The 24,587-nt window shown below is 58.1% G+C and carries 22 protein-coding genes; 7 read left to right on the forward strand and 15 right to left on the reverse strand.

Annotated elements, in window-relative coordinates; genetic code table 11:
* Window positions 1-60: 60 nt before the first annotated feature.
* Window positions 61-621, forward strand: coding sequence for an acetolactate synthase small subunit (gene ilvN / locus ACR3FC_RS02940; protein ID WP_209503637.1), 561 nt, complete (start codon window positions 61-63; stop codon window positions 619-621).
* Window positions 622-720: 99 nt separating this feature from the next.
* On the opposite strand, the gene ACR3FC_RS02945 is transcribed toward ilvN, so the two are convergent.
* Window positions 721-936 (reverse strand): hypothetical protein, encoded by a 216-nt coding sequence (locus tag ACR3FC_RS02945; RefSeq protein WP_480473313.1) that lies wholly within the window; start codon window positions 934-936, stop codon window positions 721-723.
* On the opposite strand from ACR3FC_RS02945, the gene ACR3FC_RS02950 reads away from it, so the two are divergent.
* The gene (locus ACR3FC_RS02950; RefSeq protein WP_480473315.1) at window positions 935-1,654 is read left to right on the forward strand and encodes a helix-turn-helix domain-containing protein; all 720 of its coding nucleotides are present in this window, start codon (window positions 935-937) and stop codon (window positions 1,652-1,654) included. The genes ACR3FC_RS02945 and ACR3FC_RS02950 overlap by 2 nt on opposite strands.
* Window positions 1,655-1,663: 9 nt before the next feature.
* On the opposite strand, the gene ACR3FC_RS02955 is transcribed toward ACR3FC_RS02950, so the two are convergent.
* The 4 genes from ACR3FC_RS02955 to prfB form a co-directional block, all read right to left on the reverse strand.
* Entirely contained in the window at window positions 1,664-2,449 is a 786-nt protein-coding gene (locus ACR3FC_RS02955; protein WP_480473317.1) for a DUF2189 domain-containing protein, read from the reverse strand.
* A gap of 22 nt (window positions 2,450-2,471) precedes the next feature.
* Complete coding sequence (locus tag ACR3FC_RS02960; RefSeq protein ID WP_480473319.1) at window positions 2,472-3,872, reverse strand: amidase; 1,401 nt, start codon at window positions 3,870-3,872, stop codon at window positions 2,472-2,474.
* Window positions 3,873-3,974: 102 nt separating this feature from the next.
* Window positions 3,975-4,679 (reverse strand): M50 family metallopeptidase, encoded by a 705-nt coding sequence (locus tag ACR3FC_RS02965; RefSeq protein ID WP_480473321.1) that lies wholly within the window; start codon window positions 4,677-4,679, stop codon window positions 3,975-3,977.
* A gap of 1 nt (window position 4,680) precedes the next feature.
* On the reverse strand, window positions 4,681-5,808 hold the full coding sequence (gene prfB / locus ACR3FC_RS02970; RefSeq protein WP_480473323.1) for a peptide chain release factor 2: 1,128 nt from the start codon (window positions 5,806-5,808) through the stop codon (window positions 4,681-4,683).
* A gap of 77 nt (window positions 5,809-5,885) precedes the next feature.
* Here prfB and ACR3FC_RS02975 point away from each other — a divergent pair, with 77 nt between their 5' ends.
* Window positions 5,886-6,716 carry an aminoglycoside phosphotransferase family protein gene (locus ACR3FC_RS02975; protein ID WP_480473325.1) on the forward strand — a complete coding sequence of 277 codons (831 nt, stop codon included), beginning with the start codon at window positions 5,886-5,888 and terminating at the stop codon, window positions 6,714-6,716.
* On the opposite strand, the gene ACR3FC_RS02980 is transcribed toward ACR3FC_RS02975, so the two are convergent.
* The 3 genes from ACR3FC_RS02980 to ACR3FC_RS02990 all read right to left on the reverse strand — a co-directional run bounded on the left by ACR3FC_RS02980 (window position 6,710) and on the right by ACR3FC_RS02990 (window position 11,744).
* Complete coding sequence (locus ACR3FC_RS02980; protein ID WP_480473327.1) at window positions 6,710-9,199, reverse strand: penicillin-binding protein 1A; 2,490 nt, start codon at window positions 9,197-9,199, stop codon at window positions 6,710-6,712. The genes ACR3FC_RS02975 and ACR3FC_RS02980 overlap by 7 nt on opposite strands.
* A gap of 94 nt (window positions 9,200-9,293) precedes the next feature.
* Window positions 9,294-10,514 carry an N-acetylmuramoyl-L-alanine amidase gene (locus ACR3FC_RS02985; RefSeq protein ID WP_480473329.1) on the reverse strand — a complete coding sequence of 407 codons (1,221 nt, stop codon included), beginning with the start codon at window positions 10,512-10,514 and terminating at the stop codon, window positions 9,294-9,296.
* Window positions 10,515-10,580: 66 nt separating this feature from the next.
* Window positions 10,581-11,744: a pyridoxal phosphate-dependent aminotransferase gene (locus ACR3FC_RS02990; RefSeq protein ID WP_480473331.1), complete on the reverse strand. Its 1,164-nt coding sequence runs from the start codon at window positions 11,742-11,744 to the stop codon at window positions 10,581-10,583.
* Between ACR3FC_RS02990 and ACR3FC_RS02995 the strand changes: the two genes are divergently transcribed.
* A complete protein-coding gene (locus ACR3FC_RS02995) occupies window positions 11,743-13,125 on the forward strand; it encodes a M48 family metalloprotease (RefSeq protein WP_480473333.1) in 1,383 nt (460 codons plus the stop codon). The genes ACR3FC_RS02990 and ACR3FC_RS02995 overlap by 2 nt on opposite strands.
* Window positions 13,122-13,880: a DsbA family protein gene (locus tag ACR3FC_RS03000; protein ID WP_480473335.1), complete on the forward strand. Its 759-nt coding sequence runs from the start codon at window positions 13,122-13,124 to the stop codon at window positions 13,878-13,880. Before ACR3FC_RS02995 ends, ACR3FC_RS03000 begins: the two co-directional genes overlap by 4 nt.
* A 57-nt stretch (window positions 13,881-13,937) precedes the next feature.
* On the opposite strand, the gene ACR3FC_RS03005 is transcribed toward ACR3FC_RS03000, so the two are convergent.
* From ACR3FC_RS03005 to hemA, 4 genes are all read right to left on the reverse strand, one after another.
* The gene (locus tag ACR3FC_RS03005) at window positions 13,938-14,756 is read right to left on the reverse strand and encodes a DUF2189 domain-containing protein (protein WP_480473337.1); all 819 of its coding nucleotides are present in this window, start codon (window positions 14,754-14,756) and stop codon (window positions 13,938-13,940) included.
* A gap of 166 nt (window positions 14,757-14,922) precedes the next feature.
* On the reverse strand, window positions 14,923-16,044 hold the full coding sequence (ispG, locus tag ACR3FC_RS03010; RefSeq protein ID WP_480473338.1) for a flavodoxin-dependent (E)-4-hydroxy-3-methylbut-2-enyl-diphosphate synthase: 1,122 nt from the start codon (window positions 16,042-16,044) through the stop codon (window positions 14,923-14,925).
* A 71-nt stretch (window positions 16,045-16,115) separates the two neighbouring features.
* Window positions 16,116-17,321: a helix-turn-helix domain-containing protein gene (locus ACR3FC_RS03015; RefSeq protein WP_480473339.1), complete on the reverse strand. Its 1,206-nt coding sequence runs from the start codon at window positions 17,319-17,321 to the stop codon at window positions 16,116-16,118.
* A gap of 129 nt (window positions 17,322-17,450) precedes the next feature.
* Entirely contained in the window at window positions 17,451-18,674 is a 1,224-nt protein-coding gene (gene hemA / locus ACR3FC_RS03020) for a 5-aminolevulinate synthase (protein WP_480473341.1), read from the reverse strand.
* Between the two features lie 327 nt (window positions 18,675-19,001).
* On the opposite strand from hemA, the gene ACR3FC_RS03025 reads away from it, so the two are divergent.
* The gene (locus tag ACR3FC_RS03025) at window positions 19,002-20,387 is read left to right on the forward strand and encodes a M20/M25/M40 family metallo-hydrolase (protein WP_480473343.1); all 1,386 of its coding nucleotides are present in this window, start codon (window positions 19,002-19,004) and stop codon (window positions 20,385-20,387) included.
* A gap of 152 nt (window positions 20,388-20,539) precedes the next feature.
* On the opposite strand, the gene lpdA is transcribed toward ACR3FC_RS03025, so the two are convergent.
* On the reverse strand, window positions 20,540-21,934 hold the full coding sequence (gene lpdA, locus ACR3FC_RS03030) for a dihydrolipoyl dehydrogenase (RefSeq protein ID WP_480473344.1): 1,395 nt from the start codon (window positions 21,932-21,934) through the stop codon (window positions 20,540-20,542).
* Between the two features lie 215 nt (window positions 21,935-22,149).
* Between lpdA and ACR3FC_RS03035 the strand changes: the two genes are divergently transcribed.
* Complete coding sequence (locus tag ACR3FC_RS03035) at window positions 22,150-22,584, forward strand: hypothetical protein (RefSeq protein WP_480473346.1); 435 nt, start codon at window positions 22,150-22,152, stop codon at window positions 22,582-22,584.
* Between the two features lie 38 nt (window positions 22,585-22,622).
* On the opposite strand, the gene ACR3FC_RS03040 is transcribed toward ACR3FC_RS03035, so the two are convergent.
* Both ACR3FC_RS03040 and ACR3FC_RS03045 read right to left on the reverse strand, forming a co-directional pair.
* Window positions 22,623-23,198, reverse strand: coding sequence for a DUF924 family protein (locus tag ACR3FC_RS03040; protein WP_480476775.1), 576 nt, complete (start codon window positions 23,196-23,198; stop codon window positions 22,623-22,625).
* Window positions 23,199-23,307: 109 nt separating this feature from the next.
* Window positions 23,308-24,585: an MFS transporter gene (locus ACR3FC_RS03045; protein WP_480473348.1), complete on the reverse strand. Its 1,278-nt coding sequence runs from the start codon at window positions 24,583-24,585 to the stop codon at window positions 23,308-23,310.
* Between the last annotated feature and the right edge of the window lie 2 nt (window positions 24,586-24,587).

Consider the following 24,587-nt stretch of genomic DNA (forward strand, 5'->3'; position numbering starts at 1 on the left):
GAGGATTACCGCCGGGCGACCATTGCGCCCGGCAAACACAGGATGATGAAAGGGACATAAATGTCTGCCCTACATATCAAAAAAGGCTCCAACCGCCATTCGGCCTATAACCTACGGCCTACTTTTTCGGACGTGCAGGAACGCCACACCATTGCCGTGCTGGTCGAAAACGAACCCGGTGTCCTGGCCCGCGTGATTGGGCTGTTCTCGGGGCGTGGATATAACATCGAAAGCCTTACCGTGGCCGAGGTGGATCACACAGGACACCTGAGCCGCATCACCATTGTCACCACCGGCACGCCGCAGGTGATCGAGCAGATCAAGGCGCAGCTGGGCCGGATCGTGACTGTCCATGACGTGCATGACCTGACGGTCGAAGGCCCGTCGGTTGAACGCGAACTGGCCATCATAAAAGTCGTGGGAGAAGGCGACAAACGCGTCGAGGCGCTGCGCCTGGCTGACATCTTCCGCGCCAATGTGGTCGACAGCACCCTGAACTCTTTCATCTTCGAGATCACCGGCGCGCCGGACAAGATCGACGCTTTTGCTGACCTGATGCGCCCGCTGGGCCTGATGGAAATCGCCCGCACCGGCGTGGCGGCCCTGCTGCGCGGCGACTGAACAACGTACCCGCCTTGGGACTTTTCTTGCACCCAAGGCGGGAACACTATTTGAGGTTGGTGGGCATTTTTAAAACCAACCCACGCGCCCTTCTATGCGCTAAATTTGCCATAGGGCCGGCTTTTCCGAATAAGGATCAGGTATTTTCACATAAAGCCTATTGCCATTGCGCTTAATGGCATTAGCCTCGATGCCGCAACGCGACGTGGGGATACGTTGCTTGGGGTCAATCTGTACGATTTTTGAATGCGCGCCAGGGTTTGGCCCGGTGTTGCGATGGTTTTTCGGGAAACTCAGCAAGGCGTGGGCATCCATGATCGACGACATTCGCAGCCCGGCTGAACTTCGCGCGATGTTTGGTGCGAACCTGCGGCAACTGGCACGAAGGTATCGGTCAGTCTCGGCACTGTGCCGCAAGCTTGGCGTGAATCGGACGCAATTCAACAGGTATCTTTCAGGCGAAAGTGTTCCACGGCCGGATGTTCTGGATCGCATCTGCCGATTTTTCGACGTGGATGCGCGCATTCTCCTGAAGCCGCTGGACGAAATTGAAAAGATCGAGGACCACCCCGCAGCAGCGGCCTTGACCGAATTCCTGGGATCAGGTGTGGACATGATCGCCAGAACTGCGTTTTCTCCGGGGTTTTATGCCGTGATCGAAAGCGTCTCGGCCTCGCACCGTATGACCTTGCTGCACGCCCGACCACTGGCCCAATGCACGTTGATACGCGGATATGTGTCGCGCGCCGCGATGCCCGAAGCAACACCACAGGCGCGCGAAATACAGGGGATCGTCGCCTGCACCGGCAGTTCCGTCTATATGCTGACCTCTCAGCGAGCGGGTCAGAACAGTCGTGTTTATATGATTGCACCCGATCCGACGGGAACAGCAGTTCAGTGGCGCGGCACGGTCATAAGCCCGGCCAACCCTTCGACACCGGAACCCGTGGTTCTGAAATATCTCGGGCACGATGCAACGGCGATTTTCGCCGCTGCACGGTTGTCGACCAACAATCCGGCACAGTATCCCTGACCGGTTTTCTCAGGACGATGCGTCCTCGCCTTCGACTTGGGTGATTTGCCTATACAGGTGCCAACTGGCGTGGCCCAACAGTGGCAGGACCACCAGAAGGCCCAGAAACCAGGGCACCATGGCCAGAAACGTCAAAACAGCGATGATCACCCCCCATGCCAGCATCACCGGAAAGTTCCCGGACACATAGGTAAAGCTTGCAATCATTGCCGTGACAAAATCCAACTCGCGATCCAGCAGCAGTGGGATCGACAAAACGGTGATCATATACAGAACGGTTGCGAAAACCGCCCCGACCACCGTGCCCACAGCCAGCATTGTCAGGCCATTCGCCGTCAGAAAGACCTCAAGCGAGGATGACACGTTTGTCATCGTGGCCAGCCCAAGGAACAGGGCAAAGATCATGTGCCCCAGAAAAAACCAGAACAGAAACACCACGACGATGATGGCGCAGATCGACGGCAATTGCCTACGGCTTTGTTGCAGCACGACACCAAAGATTGCGCCAAGATCCAGCGGTTCACCCTGTTCCAGCCGGTGCGACACCTCGTAAAGGCCAACAGCGGCAAACGGGCCGATCAACGGAAAGCCAATGGCTGCCAGAACCAGCCAGAAGGTTGTACCGGTCTGGATGGTGACCCATGCCATCGCCCATCCCGCAAGCACGTAGAACCCGGCAAAGATCAACCCGAACTGCGGCGCACGCCGAAAGTCGGCCCAGGCGCGCCCCAACGCGGCGCGTAGCATGGCAGTATCTACCGGACGCATGTCCGGAACGCCAAATGGCTTTTCCATTAAGTCTCCTCCCTGATCGGCGTTATGACATCGCCGGCCTCTTGTTGGGCCAGTCGGTTTCGGCGTGATAGGCCGCCCCGACCGACAGTAATTTCTGATCCGACCCTTTTGGTCCAAACAGTTGAAAGCCCATGGGCAGGCCCTGCACACCAAATCCGGCGGGCGCGGCCAGACAAGGCAAGCCAATCAGGCTGACCGGTACCGTGACATGCATCCAGCGATGATACGTATCCATTGCGCAGTCCGCGATCCGGGTGGGGTATGGTGTTTCAATCCCAAACGGCCAAACCTGTGCGGATGGCAGGACAAGGGCATCAAACTGCTCGAACAGTTCAGCCGCGCGCCGGAACCAGTCTGACCGGATAACACTGGCGTGATGCACATCCATGGCACTCATCGTCAGACCCCGATCCAGCTCCCACTGGGCTGTGTCCTTCAGATGGTCCCGTCGTTCAGCCAAGGGTTCCAGCCCCGCAGCAACACTCCAGGATCGCAGGGTAGTCCAGCTGGTCCATAACCGTTCGGCATCAAAAGGCGGGGCGACATGTTCAACACGCGCGCCGAGCATTTCGAACACCTTCAACGCATCCCGGCACAGCTCAAGAATTCCGGCCTCTGTTGGAAAGGCCCCGCCCCAATCACCCAGCCAGCCAATGCGCAGCCCGCTCAGATCTGCTGCGACCACCGGCGACACCGGCGTACAATCTCTGGCCAGCGGCAGGCGTGGATCAGGCCCCGAGATCACATCGAGCAGGAGACCCAGATCCTCGGGGCTTCGCGCCATCGGCCCCAGCGTGGACAGTTGATGCAGGAAACTGTCACCCACAGGATCAGACGGCACCCTGCCCCAGCTTGGGCGAAAGCCATAGATGTTGTTCCACGCCGCCGGGTTGCGCAGGCTGCCCATCATGTCGGACCCGTCGGCCAATGCCACCATACCCGTCGCCAAAGCCACTGCTGCTCCACCGGATGAGCCACCGCAGGTGAAACTGGCATCATACGGGTTGCGCGTCGCACCATAGACCGGGTTGAACGTGTGCGAGCCCAGCCCGAACTCCGGCGTGTTGGTCTTGCCGATCAGGATGGCGCCTGCGGCCCGCATCCTAGCGGCAATCAGATCATCCCTGTCAGGGACGACATCCCTGAAAACAGGCGATCCATGCGAAGAGACAATACCTGCTACATTGACCAAATCCTTGACGGCAATTGGCAAGCCGTGCAGCGGGCCAGCGACGGGGCCGCTGTCGCGGGCCTGTGCTTCGGCCATCAGCTCGCCCTTGTCCCGCAGCGCCACTATGGCGTTCACCCCACCGTTGACCTTGGCAATGCGATCCAGCGTGGCCTGCATGACTTCCATGGCCGAAACCTGCCGGGTAGCCAGTTGGTTCAGAAGCTCTGTTGCAGATATCCGGGTCAGGTCCATAACACGCCAGTCTGTTGTTGTTCTTCAACAGCCTAGCGAGCGGCTCACCTCATTTAAACCCACTGTTTGGATGTATCTTTTCTTGCTTAACATACAACGGCATCACAACGCTTTGCCGTGCAATGGCAGGTTGCTGTCCCGGCCCAACCAATACCGTAGACAAAGCGCAATGGCGGCGCTGCTCAACACCAGCCAGACGCCACCCCACAGCATCGCGGTGCCGCCGAATTCCTCGGCCAGCAGGAACGCGTCCGAGCGCGCACCGGATCGTCGGATGGTGTCATCAAAGATATCAAACGGCACGTAGATCATGCTGGTCAGCCCGATGACGCGCAGCACCAGATCACTGACCTCGTGGCTCATAAACCATGCTGTCGCAATCATTGCCGTCCCGCCCCCTGCGCAAAACAGCAGGGCGAAAGCATCGCGTATGTACAGCAGTGCGATCAGACACATGATTGCGCCGAAAACAGCCAGAACAGCTCGGTCAGCATTTGTCCGCAAGGCGATGATCAAAAGCGCAATGCCAAACACAAGCGAGCCGAGATACCCGGCGGACAGGCTGAGAAATCTGCTGCCGCCCCGGCCGATCACCATTCCGCCTTGCTGGGGTGAAATCGTGAAACTCTCGACCGAGCCGCCAGTCAGTAGGATTGTCCCGGCATGAGACAGCTCATGCAGAAAAACGACCAGAATTTTAAGCGGAACAACAACCGGCGTATTCCAGAGCGCAAAGACCAGACCGGTGATCAGGATAAGCTGCCAGTGCCCTTTCAGCAGGTCCAGAAGGGAACGCTGGCGTGTCACCTTAGCTGTCGCCCTGCGCCTCGGATCGGCTTTTGCCTGCCACGTTCAGGGCCAAGGTTGCCGCCATGAATCCGTCCAGATCGCCGTCCAGAACGCCTTTGGTATCCGAGGTTTCGTGATTGGTTCGCAGGTCCTTTACCATCTGATAGGGCTGCAACACGTAAGACCGGATCTGGTTGCCCCAGCCTGCGTCGCCCTTGGCCTCGTGCGCGGCGTTGATATCCGCGTTGCGGCGATCCAGTTCCTGCTGGTACAGACGCGACTTCAGGGCCTTCATGGCAATATCGCGGTTCTGGTGCTGCGACTTTTCCGAGCTGGTCACAACAATCCCGGTCGGGATGTGTGTAATCCGGACGGCCGAGTCGGTGGTGTTCACGTGCTGGCCACCAGCCCCCGAAGACCGGTAGGTGTCGATGCGGATATCGGCCGGGTTCACCTCGATCTCGATATTGTCGTCGACCACCGGATAGACCCAGACCGAGCTGAACGACGTGTGGCGCTTGGCCGCCGAGTCATAGGGCGAAATCCGCACCAGCCGATGCACGCCGCTTTCCGATTTCAGCCAGCCATAGGCGTTGTGACCAGAAATCTTGTAGGCTGCGGATTTGATCCCAGCTTCTTCGCCCGGTGTCTCGGATTGCAGCTCGACCGTGTAACCCTTTTTCTCGGCCCAGCGCACATACATGCGCGCCAGCATCGACGCCCAGTCGCAGCTTTCGGTTCCCCCCGCGCCCGAGTTGATTTCGAGGAAAGTATCATTGCTGTCAGCCTCACCGTCCAGCAGCGCCTCAAGCTCTTTTTTGGCGGCTCTGGCTTTCAGCGTCTTGATCGCCGCTTCGGCATCCTGAACGACTTCTTGGTCTTCCTCCATCTCGCCCAACTCAATCAGTTCGATATTGTCGCTGAGATCGGTCTTGATGGATTCATACGTCTCGATTGCATCGACCAGCATCTGCCGCTCGCGCATCAGTTTCTGCGCGTTTTCAGGGTTATCCCAAAGGTTGGGGTCTTCGACGCGCGCGTTGAATTCCTCAAGGCGATGCGGCGCGGTTTCATAGTCCATACGCTGCGCCAGCAGCTCCAGCGACTTTTTGATATCCGCCACGATGTTCTGGGTTTCGGCGCGCATGGTCTTGTCCCAACTTGCTCAATCAGGCCTGCGTGATAGCAAGAGGTGCGAGACACCACAAGACAGGCTTGACCTGAATGCAAAACACAGTCGAAGAGTTTCTGGGCAGATGGGATTTGCACTTGCCTGAACTGGTTGCGGACACCGGCAATGCAAGAGTGTGGAAAGTACAATCCAATTGCGGCCCGGCTGCCTTGAAGCTTTATCGCAGGCAAGATCGCGGGAACGAAAAACCGGGCACCAGCTTGTTGGTCGGGTGGCGCGACAGGGGCGCTGTTCGGATTTTGGAAGAGGCACGGAGCGCCGTGCTGATGGAGTGGTTGGATGGACCATCTCTGGGGGATATCGCCCGCGCGGGCAGGCCCGAAGACGCCGTCAAGACACTTGCAGAAACAGCAGCACGTTTGCACGCAGGGGGCCCGGTCAGCGCCACTGGCATGAAACCCTTGCAAAAGGTGTTCGCCCCTTTGGCTGAATGCACCTTTGCGGCCGAGTGCCCTGCCCAACTGCGTAACGCGGTGAAGTCAGCGATTGCACTAAGTGAAGACCTGTTAGACAGCCAACCATTACCCGTACCTCTTCACGGGGACTTTCACCCAGACAATGTCATTATGACACCATCAGGACCCCGGATCATCGATGCAAAAGGTTATCTAGGCGATCCCGCTTTTGAACTGGCCAACGCGTTGCGACACCCTAAGGGAATGCCGGATCTTGTGCGCCAGCCCCTGCAAATCGAAACCTGTCTGTCGGAGTATTCCAAAGCAATGAGTGTACCACGAATACGGCTGGCTCAATGGGCTGCCGCGAAATGCGCATTGTCCATCTACTGGCGATCTGACGGCCCGATCTGCGGTGACGCAGAAGCTGATCTACTAAACCTGTTTCTGAAAGCGGCCGGTCAGTAAAGCCCGCCGGTGCTCAGGTCCCCTTGGGAAGCTTTCGGTCCAACGGTCACGGTCTCGCCCGTTGACGTCTGAACCTGAACCCCCGCGCGCTGCACTTCTTCAAACAATGGCAGATCCGATCCGATGGCAAAACCACCATCATAGACACGGTCGATGAATCCATCGACACCGTCGCGGAAGAATTCGGCCACGACATAATCACCGGTGGCATCATCTGGCAGGCGGGCCCCGCTGAAACGGTCGATCTTGATGAAATGGCCGCCTTCGGGCACTTCAAACGGACCACCGCCGTATTTCTCGACCGCTTTTTCCATGAAGCTCTGGAAAACTGGGCCGCACAACGTGCCACCATAGGCCCCACGTCCCATCGGACGCGGTCGATCATAGCCGATGTAGCAACCCGCCACGATGTTCGACGTAAAGCCGATGAACCACGCATCCTTGGAGTCGTTGGTGGTTCCGGTTTTGCCTGCTGTTGGCACCGGCAGGTTCACTACGCCGGATGCTGTCCCGCGATCCACCACGCCCTTCATCATCGATGTCAGCTGATAGGCGGTGATCGCATCCATGACCTGCGCGCGATCCGTGACAAGGGTCGGCGATTCATCTGGTTCCAGCCAGGTCGAGTTACAGTCCAGACACTGACGGTCATCGTGGCGATAGATGGTTTTTCCGAACCGGTCCTGAATGCGGTCGACCAGAGTGGGTTCCACACGCTGGCCGCCATTGGCGAACATCGCATAGGCCGCGACCATCTTATAAAGCGTGGTTTCTTCGGCCCCCAGCGAGTTGGCCAAAAACGCGCCCATCCTGTCATAGACACCGAACCGTTCCGCATAGCCCGCAACGACAGGCATTGTAACTTCCTGCGCCAGACGGATGGTCATCAGGTTCCGCGACTGTTCGATCCCTGTACGCAAAGGTGTGGGGCCGTAGAACTTGTTGGAAGAGTTCTTGGGGCGCCACAGCCCCTGCGGCGTGTTCACTTCGATCGGCGCATCGACGACGATGGTCGCGGGGCTGTATCCGCTGTCAAGCGCAGCAGCATAAACAAACGGCTTGAAGGACGATCCCGGCTGGCGCTGTGCCTGTGTGGCCCGGTTGAACACGGTGTCCTGATACGAGAACCCGCCCTGCATCGCCAGAACACGACCCGAGTTCACGTCCATCGCGACAAAGCCGCCTTGTACCTCGGGCACCTGGCGCGCCGACCATTGCCCATCTTCACCCGCAACAACAAAAATGACATCACCACGCTTGAAGTTGGCGGCAAAATCACCCTGCATCCACTTGATGTCCGCGCGCGGGATAGTCCCATCGGCAGGACCTTCTTCTACACCAACGGTCAGTTGCTGGTCGGTCACGCCCAGAACCACGGCTGGATACCAACGGGTTGGCAGAATAACGTCGCGCGGAATTTCCATGGCCGCCAGTGCCTCGCGCCATTGCGCCTCATCCGCCAGTTTTTCTTCCGGGATCACGTCACCTGTTCCGCGCCATTTGCCTCGGGAGCGGTCATATTTCTCGAGCGCCTCGCGCAAGGCCCGTGCGGCCTCAACCTGCATTTCCTCGTCCACCGATGCACGCACGGTGAAGCCCCCGGTAAAGAACTCGCCCTCACCAAAATCTTCGCTCAGCTGGCGGCGGATTTCGTCGGTGAAATAGTCGCGGGGCGGCAGGGCCGTACGGAAGCTTTCAAAATCTCCGTTCTGGACCGAGCGCAGAGGCAATTCGACCTCGGCCTCATAAGTCGCCTGATCGATGTAACCGTTCTGCTGCATCTCGCGTAACACGTAATTGCGCCGGGCCAGAAGACGTTCTTTTTCCGATACCGGGTGGTAATCTGACGGCGCTTTGGGCATGGCAGCCAGCATGGCGGCCTCATGCGGGGCCAGTTCCTGCAGGGTCTTGTTGAAATAGGTCTGTGCGGCGGCAGTCACACCGTAAGAGTTCTGGCCCAGAAAGATCTCGTTCATATAAAGTTCGAGGATCTGTTCCTTGTCCAATGTATCCTCAAGCCGGGTCGCAAGAATGATTTCCTTGATCTTACGCTCGGCCCGGCGGTCACCGGACAGCAGAAAGTTCTTCATGACCTGCTGCGTGATGGTCGACGCACCGCGTACGGTTTCGCCCTTGGTCCGCACTGCCTCGACCCCGGCGGCAATGATGCCGCGCGGGTCATAGCCCTGATGGTTGTAGAAATTCTTGTCTTCCGCCGAAATAAACGCCTGCTTCACCAGATCCGGGATTTCCTCGGATGGCGTAAACAGGCGGCGTTCCTGCGCGAATTCATCAATCAGCTTGCCTTCACCCGAATAGATCCGGCTGATCGTGGGTGGTTTGTACTGTGCCAGTGACTCGTGGCTGGGCAGGTCGCGCCCATACATCCAGAACACTGCGCCGATCACCAGCGCGGCCATGAAAATACCCAATGTCACGAGGCTGAAAATCGCCCCGAAAATCGAAAGAATGAACCGGATCACGTTACTGCCTTTTTTTCGCGGTGCTGCATATATAGTGATGCGCCGCCCAAGGGTCAAAACACCGAGCGTATTCTAGCCGTTTTACGCCGCAAGGTCACTGACCAATAAGGGATTTGCGGATCACATCCTGCTGGCGCCAATCCTCAAGCCCCCGATGAATTCCCAGCGCCATTCTTGCACGCCAATCAGGATCTTTGAGGTTCTTCAGGTCTCTGGGACTGGACAGAAATCCAAGCTCGACCAGAACCGACGGGATGTCCGCCGCCTTGAGTACTGAAAAAGATGCGGTACGCAAGGGTTTGCCGTTCATCGGCCCGCCTTGTTGTGCCAGGCCGTTTGCGATGGCCTTGGCCAGCGCGCTTGTGCGTGGCATCGTTTCCTGACGGGCCATGTCCAGCAGAACATCGGTGACCTGATCATCCGCCCCGTTCAGATCGATACCGGAAATCAAATCCCCGCGGTCGTGCCGTTCCGCCAGCTTCGCACTGGCCACATCCGAGGCATCGTTAGACAGGGTATAAACCACCGCGCCATGCGCCCGCCCCTCGGACAGGGAATCGGCATGAAGCGAGATGAACAGGTCCGCACCGGCCCGGTGCGCCAGCGCAATTCGGCGCTCCAGCGAGACGAACTGATCGTCGACCCGCGTCAGAACCACCTCGTACCCGCCTGATCTTAGAAGGATTTCGCGCAGCTCACGTGCGAAAGTCAGCATCAGGGTTTTTTCATCAATCGCGTCAGTCTCGGCCCCCGGGTCAATGCCTCCGTGGCCCGGATCCAGCATGACACGCAAGGGTCGGTCGGCACCGCGCACCACGGCTTGAGGCACATCCGCCGGTTCCGGCAAGTCCCAGCCCGGGTTTCGTGGCGCACCTGCCGAGGCGTTGAAGGCATCGAAATCCGTCCCCTTGAGGTCGAGCGACAGCAATGCAGCACCTGAATCCTCTGCCACCGACAATTCTGCCGTCGCCACTGCCATCGGAGCACCCAACTCCAGCACCAGTCGTGACCATCCCGGAACATACGCACCGAACTGCACAGCGCTGATGCGATCAGATTGCAGAAAATCTTCGCGGGTCAGCCCGGCCCAGTCCACTTCGTTGAAGTCCAGAACCATACGGTAGGGATCCTGCAAGGTGAAAATCCTGTAGGGAACGCCCTGACTGAGGGCGATGTCCACCCGAACACCGGTACGCCCGACATCCGTAATACGGCTCTGGTCAGGCTGGACACGCGCCAACGCGCTGAAATCCTGCGCAATGGCACCACCAGCCAACGCCCAGAACAGCGCAATGCTAAAGAAGATCCTGCTCATGGCCTCAAGTTTTCCCGAGATCGATTGTCGGGCACCCTATACCACAAGCGGCGGTTTGTGAACGGTTCAGGCCCTTTCCCTGACAGCGCCGCGCCGGGTCATAAAAAGGCGCAAACGCTCAAGCCCTTCCTGAATGTCATCCGTCGCGCGCGCATAGGAAAAACGCAATGTGGTATGGCCGCGCTGCGGGTCGAAATCCAGCCCTGGCGTCACGGCCACACCGGCCTGTTCCAGAATCTCGGCCGCAAATGTGCGGCTGTCGTCGGTCAGGTCGGATACATCTGCATAAACATAAAACGCCCCGTCGGGCGGCGCTATGTTCGAAAACCCGGCCTTGGGCAGCCCGTCCAGCATCAGCGCGCGATTGCGGCGGTACACATCCAGATTGGCTTGCAATTCGTCGTCGCAATCCATCGCAGCCAGCGCTGCGACCTGGCTGCCATGAGGGGCGCAGATGAACATGTTCTGAGCAATCCGTTCGACCACGCGCACCTGATTCTCAGGCACCACCATCCAGCCAACGCGCCATCCGGTCATCGAAAAGTATTTCGAGAACGAGTTGATCACATAGCATTCATCAGTCAGCTCCAGCGCCGTCACGGCCTTGGCTTCGTATTCCAGCCCGTGGTAAATCTCATCACTGATGAACGACGCGCCCTGCCCATGCGCCGCCTGGATCAGGTTGCCCATGGCGGCACGGTCCAGCATCGTACCGGTCGGATTTGCGGGCGAGGCCACCATCAGCCCTTTCAGGTCCATCCCCTGAATATCCGCCGCCACGGGCTGCAACCTGTTTTCCGGCGCGGTCGGCAGGTCGACCGGGACCAGCCCCAGCGCCTTCAGGATCTGGCGATAGGACGGATAGCCGGGCGCCCCGATACCGACACGGTCACCGCTGTCGAACAATGCGGTAAAGGTCAGCAGGAATCCGCCGGACGAGCCAGGTGTGATCACCACCCGCTCTGGGTTCAGATCGACATTGTACCAATCCCCGTAAAGCCGGGCGATCCGCTGCCTCAGGGCGGGCAGACCCAGGGCAACCGTATAGCCCAGCGGGCCTTGCTCCATCGCCGCGGCCAAAGCCTCGGTCGCGCCCTTTGGCGCGCCGGTTCCGGGTTGGCCGACTTCCATGTGGATCACGTGGCGACCCGCCTCTTCGGCCTTGCGTGCCGCCTCCATCACATCCATCACGATGAAGGGATCGACCCCGGACCGGGTTGAGTTTCTCATGCCCATCTCCCATGTTGCAGTCATGGCTTTTGAGCGCGTATCCCGGTTGGCGTCAATCCCGGCCCTGATGGTTGCCGTTGTCGTCTGGCTGGCGGCAGCGACGCAATCGCACGCACAAAGCCTGATCCGCGACCCTGATATCGAACATGGCCTGCGTGAACTGGCCTTTCCGGTGTTGCGGGCTGCGGGGCTGAACACGAACCGGGTTCAGATTCTGGTCGTAAACGACAACACGTTCAACGCATTCGTCATCGACTACAACGCGATTTATGTGAACTACGGGCTGATTCTGACCGTCGAAAGCCCTGAGATGTTGCAGGCTGTCATCGCCCACGAGGCCGCCCATATCTCTAATGGTCATCTGGCGCGACGGGCTGAGAACCTGAAAGCCGCGCAGCGCAACGCCAGCCTCGGCACGGCTTTGGCCCTGCTGGCTGCAGCGGCGGGTGGGGGCGAGGCCGCCATCGGGATCGCTGCTGGCACCCAAGGCGCGGCAATCCGCGGTTTTCTGGGTCACACCCGCGCGGAAGAGGCATCCGCCGACCGCAGCGCCGCAAGTTACCTGCGATGGGCCGAAATCTCACCCAGCGGGATGGTGGAGTTGCACCGAAAGTTCGCCGGTCAGGAACTGCTGAGTGTCGCCAACCAGGACCCCTATATGCGATCACACCCGACAAGCCGTGATCGTCTGCGCGCCGCCGAGGCTTTCCTGGATGAGTTTGGCGACCGAGCCGTTCCAAACCCCAATGCGGATTACTGGTTTGCGCGGGTTAAAGGCAAGCTGTCGGCCTTTCTGCGGTCGCCCAGTTGGACCTTGCGGCGCGCCGGCGAAGAACCCTACCGCGACATCCGCCTGATGCGAGAGGCTTCGGCCTATCATCAGAATCGCGATCTGTCCCGCGCTCGTGCCGCGATAGACTCGGCGCTTGCCGAGCGTCCTGATGACCCGTTCTATTACGACCTGAAAGGGCAAATCCTGTTGGAAAACAGAAGGGTAAGCGAGGCTGTTAAAGCCTACGCAAGCGCTGTTGAAATGGCACCTAACAATGCGTTGATCCTTGCGGGCTATGGGCGCGCACTGTTGGCGCAAGGGGAAACAAAACAGGCGTTGAATGCACTGGAACAGGCGCGTGCGCGCGACTTTCGTAATGCACGCCTGATGCAGGACCTGGGTGTGGCTTACGCGCAGGTCGGAAATAACGGCATGGCTTCGACCGTGACGGCAGAGCGCTATGCCCTGCAGGGTCGGATGGAGGATGCCGGAATTCACGCGAAACGGGCCGTGGCGCAATTGCCGGAAGGCTCTCCGGGTTGGCAAAGGGCACAAGACGTGTTGATTGCCTCAGAACGACTCAAGAAAGATAAAAGGAAACGGAAATGATCCTCAGACATGCTGCACCTGCCCTTCTGGGGCTTTCCATGGCGGCGACCTCAGCGCAGGCGCTGGACCTGAACGCGATGAATGATGCCGAAAAGGCAGAGTTTGGCGCTCAGGTACGCGAATACCTGCTGGAAAACCCCGAAGTCATTATCGAGGCAATCAATATCCTCGAACAGCGAAACGCAGTGGCCGAAGCGGCCGCAGACAAGGAACTGGTTGCCGCCAATGCGGCCGAACTGTTCGACGATGGCTTTAGCTGGGTTGGGGGCAACCCGGATGGCGATATCACACTGGTCGAGTTTATGGATTACCGCTGCGGCTATTGCCGCCGCGCGGTGCCCGAAGTGGCAAACCTGCTGGCCAGCGATGGCAATATCCGCTTTGTGATCAAAGAACTGCCAATTCTGGGCGACGCATCTGTTTTGTCCTCTCGCTTTGCGGTGGCAACCAAGCAAGTGGCGGGCAATAACGCCTATAAACAGGTTCACGATGCGCTGATGGAATTCAGCGGCGAACCCTCAGAAGTAACTCTTCGCCGCATCTCTGACGGGCTGGGTCTGGACAGTGACGCGATCTTCGCCGCGATGGACAGCGACAGCGTCACGGATGAGATCAGCCGCACCCGCGCCCTGGCGCAACGGATGCAGATTTCGGGCACGCCCTCATTCGTGTTGGGAACCGAGTTGCTGCGCGGCTATCTGCCTGCCGATCAGATGCAGCAGATTGCAGATGGCGTTCGCGCAGAACAGGGTTGATAGGTATTGGGGGCGGCACAGCTGCCCCCAGACAAAAAGGCGGACTGATCGCTGACCTCAGCCGTCTACCGGTTCCACGGCCCGTTGATAGAGATGCCACGTGGTATGGCCAAGGATCGGCAAGGTAAAGATCAAGCCCATAAACGCCGGAACCATCGACAATAACATTGTGACCGAGATGATCGCTGCCCAGCCGAGCATGACCACAGGGCTTTCCGAGACGACGCGTAAAGACGTCAACATGGCTGAAACGAAATTTGTTTCCCGGTCCAGAAGCATGGGCATGGCGACGACAGTGACCGAAAACAAGACAGCCGACAGAAACGCCCCGACACAGGTGCCGATTGCTAGGAATGTCCAGCCCTGCGGGGTGAACAAGATGATGTTCAAGAATCCGTCAAAATCCGAAAAGGATGAATTCTGCAGGATGATCGCAAGCCAAAGCCGGACCTGGTAAACCCAAACCCAGAAAATGAACAGCGTAACAAAGGCCATCCAGCCCATTTCGCGCTTGCGTTGATCGGCCATGACTGTGAGGATTTCATACCAGCCAAATTTCTCTCCCTTCTGTAACCGCCGGGACATCTCATAAAGTCCTGCAGCGGCGAAAGGCGCGACCAGAGGAAACCCGACAATCGCTGGGATGATCATCCAGATCTTGCCAAGCCAGACCAAGCTCCAGACCATCAGGATGCCGAAAGCCGCATAGAAAAACCCGAAGAAACCGCTCATGAAGGGGCGCGCCAGAAAATCGGAGAACCCAGCTTTTAGCGACGCCTTTATATCATCCGAAGTAACCCGATTGACCTTGGGCATGGCCTGCTGGTGTGGCGTCAGGTTCTCAGGTGGCGTAGGGCCTGCGGTCTTGGATGTCATGACACACTCCTCCCAAAGCATGGGTCCGCGCTGTTCTGTTTAACGACGGAACCAGCGACGAAACAGGCATCGTTCGGTCACGAAACAAGTTTGCAACAGCTCAGGCATCAGGGCAAGGGATGAGTAAGGTCGCTATGTCTGCCTTACCGACACAGCCGACCCCACACTACTCCGCCGCTTCCGCAGCCGCGTCCAGTTCCGCGGCTTTCTTTTCGACCTGCTCCACGATGTGGTCGATCATCTGATCGTTGGACATCTTATGGCTGGCCTTGCCCGCCAGATAGACCATCCCGGACCCTGCCCCGCCACCGGTAAACCCGACATCGGTCATCAGCGCCTCGCCCGGTCCGTTGACCACGCAGCCGATGATTGACAGGCTCATCGGTGTCTTGATGTGTTCCAGACGACGTTCCAGCGCCTCGACGGTCTTGATAACGTCAAACCCCTGCCGCGCGCAGGACGGGCATGAGATGATGTTGACGCCACGGTGGCGCAGACCAAGGGATTTGAGGATTTCAAAGCCGACCTTCACCTCTTCCACCGGATCGGCAGACAGGCTGACGCGGATCGTGTCGCCGATCCCCATCCACAGAAGGTTGCCCAACCCGATGGCGGATTTGATGGTGCCGGACACCAGTCCGCCCGCCTCGGTGATACCCAGATGGATGGGCGCATCAGTGGCTTCGGCTATGCCCTGATACGCGGCGGCGGACAGGAATACGTCGCTGGCCTTCACACTGATCTTGAACTCGTGAAAATCATTGTCCTGAAGGATGCGGATATGTTCCAACCCGCTTTCGACCATCGCCTCGGGGCACGGTTCGCCATATTTCTCAAGCAGGTGCTTTTCCAGGCTGCCTGCATTTACGCCGATGCGGATCGAGCAATTGTGGTCGCGCGCGGCCTGAATGACTTCTTTCACCCGACTTTCATCGCCGATGTTGCCGGGATTGATACGCAGACAGGCAGCGCCCGCCTCGGCCGCTTCGATTCCACGGCGATAGTGAAAATGGATGTCCGCAACGATAGGCACCGGGCTTTCGCGCACGATTTCTTTCAATGCCTTAGCCGACGCCTCATCTGGGACTGAAACGCGCACGATATCCGCGCCAGCCTCGGCTGCGGCCTGAACTTGCGCCACCGTTGCCGCCACATCAGTGGTCAGGGTGTTGGTCATGGTCTGAACGGCGATCGGGGCATCCCCCCCGACGGGAACGTTACCGACCATGATTTGACGGGATTTACGACGATATATGTCGCGCCAGGGGCGCACGTGATTAAGGGACATAAGGACGGATCCGCGTCTGCCTGGGTTGCGACTGTAGATAGTCCGGCAAAGGGGTTACCGCAATGGCAAGATCACTCGGCGGGCGCTTCTGTCGCCTCGGTTTGCAGTTCAGCCACCAATTGCTTGAGAGCGCTGTTCTGTTCCGCCTCAAGATCGGCAACAGCATAAACTTCAGACACCGCGTCTTTCGAAAGGATCACCCCTTTGGCAACCGTGCCGGGTGCCCCTGCCGGGCCATAGTGCTCGCCGTTCATTGAGAAATAAACCGATCCCGACGCCCCTGCCCGCAACAGCGGTGGTTCTTCCGTTAGCGGAACCTCAAAGACACTGCCTTGCTCGACCGTTCCAAGGGTCCCTTCGAAAATAACACTGCCATCCGCCGCCGTCACCCGCATCCAAGAAGGATCGACAGCAACGATTTTCAGCATGGTATCAATCTGTTCCACGACCTGCGGCAAGGATGGTCGTTCAACCGTGTGCACTTCGGCGACTTCGAACTGCGGCAGGCTTGGCGGGCGGAAGGTTCCGACATCGCGTGGATCAAGGGTCGAAATTGGCGCATCGCGGGCAACCAGAACCGGAACATCCAAGGCCTGCGGACGATAGAGGCGGTCCAGTGCCTCGGTGTTCGCCGCAGCAACCGCATCATCGACAACGCCGCCGCGCACGGCATCCAGCGGATCAAGGTCGGAAAGCACCACAGGCGCTTGTTCAACCGGGCTGACCTGTACCTGCTGGATCTTGTTCAGAACCGCCCACCCGCCATAGCCGATGCCACCAATAACCGCCAAAAGCACCAGCGACGATCCGATGGCGCGCGGTTCAATCTGACTGACCAGAGATTCCTTGCCCGGAATATACGGCGTATTGGGCGAGATGAAGGGATCGCGCCCCATTGGCCCACGCGTCGGAAGCGCACCGGTCGGCTTTCGCACCACCGAAGCCTCGGCCGACATGCCATGCGCGACCGAAAAACCGCTTTCCGCGCAGAAAGTCGAGAAGGTTTCATCCGGGTTCATCCCCAGATAACGCGCGTAAGAACGCACATACCCGGCGATAAAGCCGGGCGTGTCAAAGGCATCAGGATCTGCGTTTTCGATGGCAGCAATGTAGTTGGCTTTGATCCTCAGCTCGCGCTGAACATCCAACAGGGATTTGCCCATGGTTGCGCGTTCGCCGCGCATCTTGTCACCAAGGCGTACCTCGTAGTCGTCAAACCCTTTCGGTCTGACATCTACATCCTCATCAGATTCGCGCTGTGATCTGCGCCCAATCATTCCTGCTGCCCCATTCTGCCTGTCGCGCGTTTCGCGTTAGCGGCGAATCATCCCCAAAACGATTCGTCCGCCGATTTTGTTAGCGTAAGCTTAACACGCGGCAAATACGTTGCACACTTTGGCGTGAGGTTAACCGGCAAGTTCGGCGCGATTTAGCGCACAATGTGACCAAAGTTCGTCCATCGCCTGTACCAGACGGTTCATTTCGTCAGGCCCATGCACCGGAGAAGGGGTAAAGCGCAGACGCTCGGTTCCGCGCGGAACGGTCGGGAAATTGATCGGTTGCACATAAATGCCGTAATCATCCAACAGCATATCGCTGAGCTTCTTGGTATGGACCGGGTTTCCGACGATCACGGGCACGATATGGCTTCCGTGGTCGATCAGCGGTAGCCCCATCCCCTTCAACCGCAGCTTGAGGATTTTGGCCTGCGTCTGATGCTGCTCACGCAGTTCAGGTGCAGTTTTCAGGTAGGCAACAGATGCAGCAGACCCGGCCGCAACCGCAGGTGGCAGGGACGTGGTAAAGATAAAGCCCGGCGCATATGACCGCACGGCGTCGCACATCTTGGCGCTGGCCGCGATATAGCCGCCCATCACGCCATAGGCTTTTGCCAGCGTGCCATTGATGATGTCGATCCGGTGGGCAAGGTTATCGCGCTCGGTCACACCGCCGCCGCGCGGGCCATACATGCCTACTGCATGCACTTCATCAATATAGGTCAGCGCACCGAATTCATCCGCCAGATCGCAGATCTCTTCGATCGGACCAAAATCGCCGTCCATGGAATAAACCGACTCGAATACGATCAATTTGGGTGCGGCCGGATCGTCCGCCTCAAGCAGCTCGCGCAGATGCGCCACATCATTGTGCCGGAAGATGCGCTTGGCCCCGCCATTCCGGCGCACGCCTTCGATCATCGAGGCATGGTTCAGCGCGTCAGAGTAGATGATCAGGCCCGGGAACAGTTTAGGCAGCGTGCTGAGCGTTGCGTCATTGGCGATATAGGCGCTGGTAAAAAGCAGCGCGGCTTCCTTGCCGTGAAGATCGGCCAGTTCAGCTTCAAGCCTTTTATGATAAACCGTGGTGCCCGAGATATTGCGCGTACCGCCTGAACCTGCACCGGCTGCATCAACAGCTTCGTGCATTGCATTCAGAACGACCGGGTTTTGCCCCATGCCCAGATAATCGTTGCCGCACCATACGGTGATGTTCTGCTGTGACCCGTCCGGACGTGTGCGCACCGCATGGGGAAAATGCCCATTGCGACGTTCGATATCGATGAAGGTCCGGTAACGACCTTCATCATGCAGCCTGGCAATCGCTGAATCGAGCTGAGCAGTATAGTCCAAAGGACCCTCCTTGAACGCCCGTATCCGGTTTCCCATTGGGCGATATTTTCGCCACCTCCCACAGCTTACCCTGTTTTGGTGGCTTTGTGTTCCCTTATTCAGCTGGTTACAGCCGAAAAGGTGAACCCAACTTTGATTTGCATCAAATATAAGTTTGCACCCCATCCGACAAGTAAAGTTACGGCCATCGAACGCGTGGAAACGACGCAGGTCTCGCCTCCCTACCCAAAGCTTACGCTGCCGGGCCGCAATTCGTGTCAACAACTCTGGACGGCGCTGACAACGCTGCTAGGGTTCGCGGGAACAAAAAACAGGCAGGAGCCCCCCATGTCGCTAGACGCCGTGTTGAACCGGATTGACGAAGATCTGCAAACCTCGATCGACCGCCTGATGGAACTGCTGCGCATCCCGTCGATCTCGACCGACCCCGCATACAAGGCCGAGGTCAGCCGCGCCGCGGACTGGCTGGTCGCCGATCTGAACAGCATCGGGATTGCGGCAGAGAAACGGGAAACACCGGGCCACCCGATGGTTGTTGGCCACGTGGGTGAGGACGCGACTGCGCCGCATTTCCTGTTTTATGGCCACTACGATGTGCAGCCGGTCGATCCGTTGAACCTGTGGAACCGGGATCCGTTCGATCCCGCCATTGAGGACACCGAAACCGGACCGGTCATCCGCGGACGCGGAGCGTCAGACGACAAAGGCCAGCTAATGACTTTTGTCGAAGCCTGCCGCGCCTGGAAGGCCGTACACGGATCCTTGCCCTGCCGCATCACTTTCTTTTTCGAGGGCGAAGAAGAATCAGGCTCGCCCTCACTGGTTCCTTTCCTCAAGGAAAATGCCGCCGAACTCAAAGCGGATCTGGCGCTGGTCTGCGATACATCCATGGTGTCACGCGGCGTTCCGTCGATTGCGGCGCAGTTGAGGGGCATGCTAAAGGACGAGTTTACCATTGTGGGGCCGCGCATCGACCTGCATTCCGGCCACTATGGCGGCCCGGGCCTGAATCCGCTGCGCGAACTGTCGAAAATCGTGACCTCTTTTTATGACGACGAAACCGGGCGGATCGCTGTCGACGGGTTCTACGAAGGCGTGCATGAAGTACCCGAAGACCAGTTGCGCCAATGGCAGAATTGCGGCTTCGACGAAGCGGATTATCTGAATTCGGTCGGCTACACCCAGCCGCATGGCGAAAAGGGTTACTCTACCTTGGAGCAACAATGGGCACGACCAACGCTCGAAGTGAACGGGCTGTGGGGTGGTTATAACGGTGCGGGCTCCAAAACCGTTATTCCGTCCAAGGCCCATTGCAAAATCACCTGCCGTCTTGTTGGTGACATGGACCCGGACGCGCTGCGCGCCAAAATCCGCAAACATGTCGAGGATCAGCTATCCCCGGACGCCAAAGTGGTCTGGGATAACGATATGGAAGGGTCTCCCGCTTCGGTCATGAATATCACCCGCCCCGAATTCGAAGCCGCGCGCGGTGCATTGTCGGATGAATGGGACCGCGAGGCAGTGTTCACTGGAATGGGGGGATCAATCCCTGTTGTCGGCTATTTCAACACCGTTCTGGGGCTCGACTCGATGCTGGTTGGCTATGCAAACGAAGATGATGCCATCCATTCGCCGAACGAGAAATATGACGTGAAAAGCTTCCACAAGGGCATCCGGTCATGGGCGCGCATTCTGGATGCTTTGAACAAATAGGTCTTATGCGAGGCTCTGCCTCGCGCTCCGGGATATTTGCAGCCAGATGAATAAAGGATCCCTGCTTCATCTGGCCTAAAATATCCCGGGGGAGGCGCGCGGCACGCGCGGCGGGGCAGAGCCCCCAACCCTGACGGGGAACTACGCCGATCTTACATATGGATCACGCGACCATAGGCATCCAGCACACTTTCGTGCATCATCTCTGACAGTGTCGGGTGCGGGAAGACGGTGTTCATCAGGTCTTCTTCCGTTGTCTCCAGCTGGCGACCGACCACGTAACCCTGAATCAGTTCGGTAACTTCGGCACCGATCATGTGGGCGCCCAGCAACTCGCCTGTTTTCGCATCAAACACGGTTTTGATCAGCCCGTCCGGCTCACCCAAGGCTATGGCCTTGCCATTGCCGATAAAGGGAAAGCGGCCGACTTTGATGTCGTAACCCAGCTCTTTGGCCTTTGCTTCGGTATATCCAACCGAGGCAACCTGAGGCTGGCAATAGGTGCATCCCGCGATGCTTTCGGGTTTGACCGGGTGCGCATGTTGACCCGCGATGAGGTCCGCGACCATGACACCCTCGTGGCTTGCTTTATGTGCAAGCCAGGGCGCGCCTGCGATGTCACCGATCGCATAAAGGCCCTCAACGCCGGTGCGGCAATACTCGTCCGTAACCACATGTGTCCGGTCGATCTTGACGCCCAGAGCTTCCAGACCAAGGTTTTCGATATTGCCAACGATCCCGACAGCCGAGATCACTGTGTCGAACTCTTGTTTCTCGACCTTGCCCTTTACCTCGATATGCGCGGTCACTTTCCCCTTGCCACGGTCCAGCTGCTTGACCATGGCTTTTTCCATGATGGTCATGCCCTGTTTGGTGAACGCCTTCTTGGCCAATGCGCTGATTTCGGCGTCTTCGACCGGCAACACCCGGTCCATCACCTCGACAACTGTGGTGTCTGCGCCCAGCGTATTGTAGAAGCTGGCAAACTCGATGCCGATCGCACCAGACCCGATGACGAGCAGTTTTTTCGGCATCCGCGTCGGTTGCAGTGCGTGCTTGTACGTCCAGACCAGATCGCCGTCAGCTTCAAGGCCCGGCAGTTCCCGCGCCCGTGCCCCGGTTGCGAGAATGATGTTCTTGGCGGTCAGTTCCTCGGTGCCTTTGTCGGTCTTGACGCTGACCTTGCCCTTTGCAGGGATCGTGGCCTGACCCATCACGACGGCAACCTTGTTCTTCTTCAACAGATGGCCAATGCCTCCTGACAGCTGCGCGGCCACGCCACGGGATCGTTTGACCACCGCGTCCAGATCATATCCGATCTTTTCGGCTTTCAGACCGAAATCCTTGGCGCGCTCCATCAGGTGGAACACTTCGGACGACCGCAACAGCGCCTTGGTCGGAATACAGCCCCAGTTCAGGCAGATCCCCCCCAAATGCTCGCGCTCGACAACTGCGGTTTTCAGGCCCAGCTGGGCTGCGCGGATTGCAGCGACATAGCCGCCGGGGCCAGCCCCGATTACGATCAGATCATAGGATTGTGCAGCCATGTGTTCCTCTCGGCGCAGGAGTTGAAAATTTAGTTTACCATTAAACTATTATTCGGAACGCATCAACACACCGTTCCCGCGACAAATAGGACGCAGGGTAAGCGATGCCTGAACTTGCGGATTTCAGCCTATACCCCGGGCCATGCAATGGCTAGAAAAGAAACGCCGACACCGGTCGGACCTATTCTTTTCTCAACCCATTCAAGGGGCTGACTATGGCCAAAACTCTGAAAGATCTGCTGCTTGCCCTGCTCAATGCCACATTGATACTTGTTGCGCTGTGCCTGTTTCTGGGCTGGAAACTGGCGTCCAAAGCCGAAAACATCACTGCTGAAGTCTCGCAAACGGTTCAGGCCTTGGCCCCCATCCGGGATGAGGCGAAGGGCATTCGGGACGAGCTTGCGGCGTTGCGGAATGATTTGGCGGCGCTTTCACAGCAAGACACGTTTGCAGACAGCCAAGCCGCGCAAAACCTCCGGGCAACGCTGGGGCGCCTGAATGCAGCAGAACAGAAGCTGCAAACGGTTCAGGAGCGGATTTCGGAACTTGCTGACACGCCAGAAATGCTGATTGCGCAGGCGATCCAAACCGGCGCCGATATCGCAGCGGAACGCGTTTTGGCATTGCGGGGATGCACACCTGAGTCATAAAGCGCAGCCGTGACCAAAGAGCGGTTGCGGCTTCGCGTTCAGCCCGTAGCTTGTAGTTCGCGCACGGTCGTGCCGTACCCGCCCATATCGACATAGGCAGTTTCATGCGGAGTCGAGCTGCGGGACAGCGCCGCGTTCCGATACGGGAAACGACCGAACTTGCGGATCACCTCGCGATGCGCTCTGGCGTGCAGCAGGTTGCTTGCGTCGCTGCTCATGTTTTGGCAGATCAGACGCACACAGCGTTCCTGATCGCACAGGTTTTCCGAGTGCATCATCGGCAGGTAAAAGAACTGTCTGGCTGGTTCGTCGATCTTCTTGTCCCAGCCTTTGTCGACTGCGCATTTCGCCGCCGCCAATGCCGCACGATCGGTCGAGAAGGCACGCGCCTCACCTCGGAACATGTTACGCGGGAACTGATCTGTCAGGATGATATAAGCAAGCGCCCCGCTGGGATAAGTCAGCCAGAGCGAAAACCGACCCGCTGCCGCTGCTTCCCAAGTTGACTGAAACCGCGCCCGAATGTCTGCGTCCAGCGCCTCATTTTCAATATACCAGCCCTTAGGGCCAACTTCATCTAACCAAAAACTCAATACTTCTTCAGGCGTTACCATTGCCTCAAACTCCGTCAATTGCCCGCGCCCCAGACGTAACGTCATTTAAGTCCCTTTTACAGAACTGTTACAGTAACATATTGCAACACAACCGACATAATTTCGTGTCTCAAGCGGTTTCGCGCGCACCTTCTTCGAGCTCTGCTTCTGCCGCCTCTATGGCAACTTCCTGTGCAACCTCGAATGCAACGGGCGATGCAGTGGGATAAAGCGTCGACATGGTGCCGGTTTCATCAACAGGAACTGCTGCACGCTGGGTCATCCGGTAAACCGAATAGGCGGCCAATGCGACAAGCAACACGGCAATGATCAGGAAAAAGCCCGGCGGGCCAAAGACTGCGTCACCCATCAGCCAGCCTGTGATAACGGGTCCGGTAATTGCCCCAAGGCCGTTGATGAAGATCAGACCACCGGATGCCGCGGCCATATCCTCGTATTTCAGAAAATCGTTGGTGTGCGCAATCAGCAATGAATACAAAGGGTTGGTCATTCCGCCGATCACAAAAGCAGACGCCAGGAGGATTTCGAAGGAAAAGCCATAAAGCATACCACTGACGGCGCCAACTGCCCCGGTTGCCGCGACCAACAGGATCAGGAAACGCCTGTCCATCCGGTCGGAGAACCAGCCCAGCGGGTATTGCAGGACAATTGCCCCAACATAGAACGCCGCCACAAATGCCGAGATCTCAACCAAGGACAGACCGGCCTGGGCCCCGTAAACCGCAGACATCCCGAATTGCGCCGAGAACACGCCGCCTAGCAGGAACATGCCGACACACCCCAGCGGAGAGCTTTTCATCAATTCCCGCAACGTCATCGGCTTGGTAGTATCGAATGCAGGCGTTGGCGAAATTGACAGCAAAATCGGTGCGAAAGATACCGAAACAAGGATCGAGGCGATCACGAATGTTTCGTATCCGGCAGGGTCGCCCAACAGGAAAAGGCCCTGCGCGCCGATGATACCCAACATCTGAACGATCATGTAAAGCGACAGGGCCTGACCGCGGTTTTCATTATTGGCTGCGTTGTTGAGCCAGCTTTCCGCAGTGACGTAAACGCCCGAAAAACAGAACCCGATCACTACGCGTCCCAGAACCCAGGCGATCGGGTCTGCCAGCATCGGGTACATGATCATCACGGCGGAAATGAAAGACGCCAGCGCCGCAAAGACCCGCACATGACCAACACGCCGGATCATCTCGGGCGCAAGCCGTGAACCACCCAGAAAACCAACAAAATATGCTGACATTACAAAAGACATCTCAAGGGTCGAAAACCCCTCGAGTTGTCCGCGAACACCCAGGATCGTGCCCTGAAGGCCGTTTCCGACCATCAGCAACCCCATGCCGAGCAACAATGCCCATGCGCTGGACAGAACCTGAATCATTT

It is taken from the genome of Ruegeria sp. AF3 (assembly GCF_056536285.1).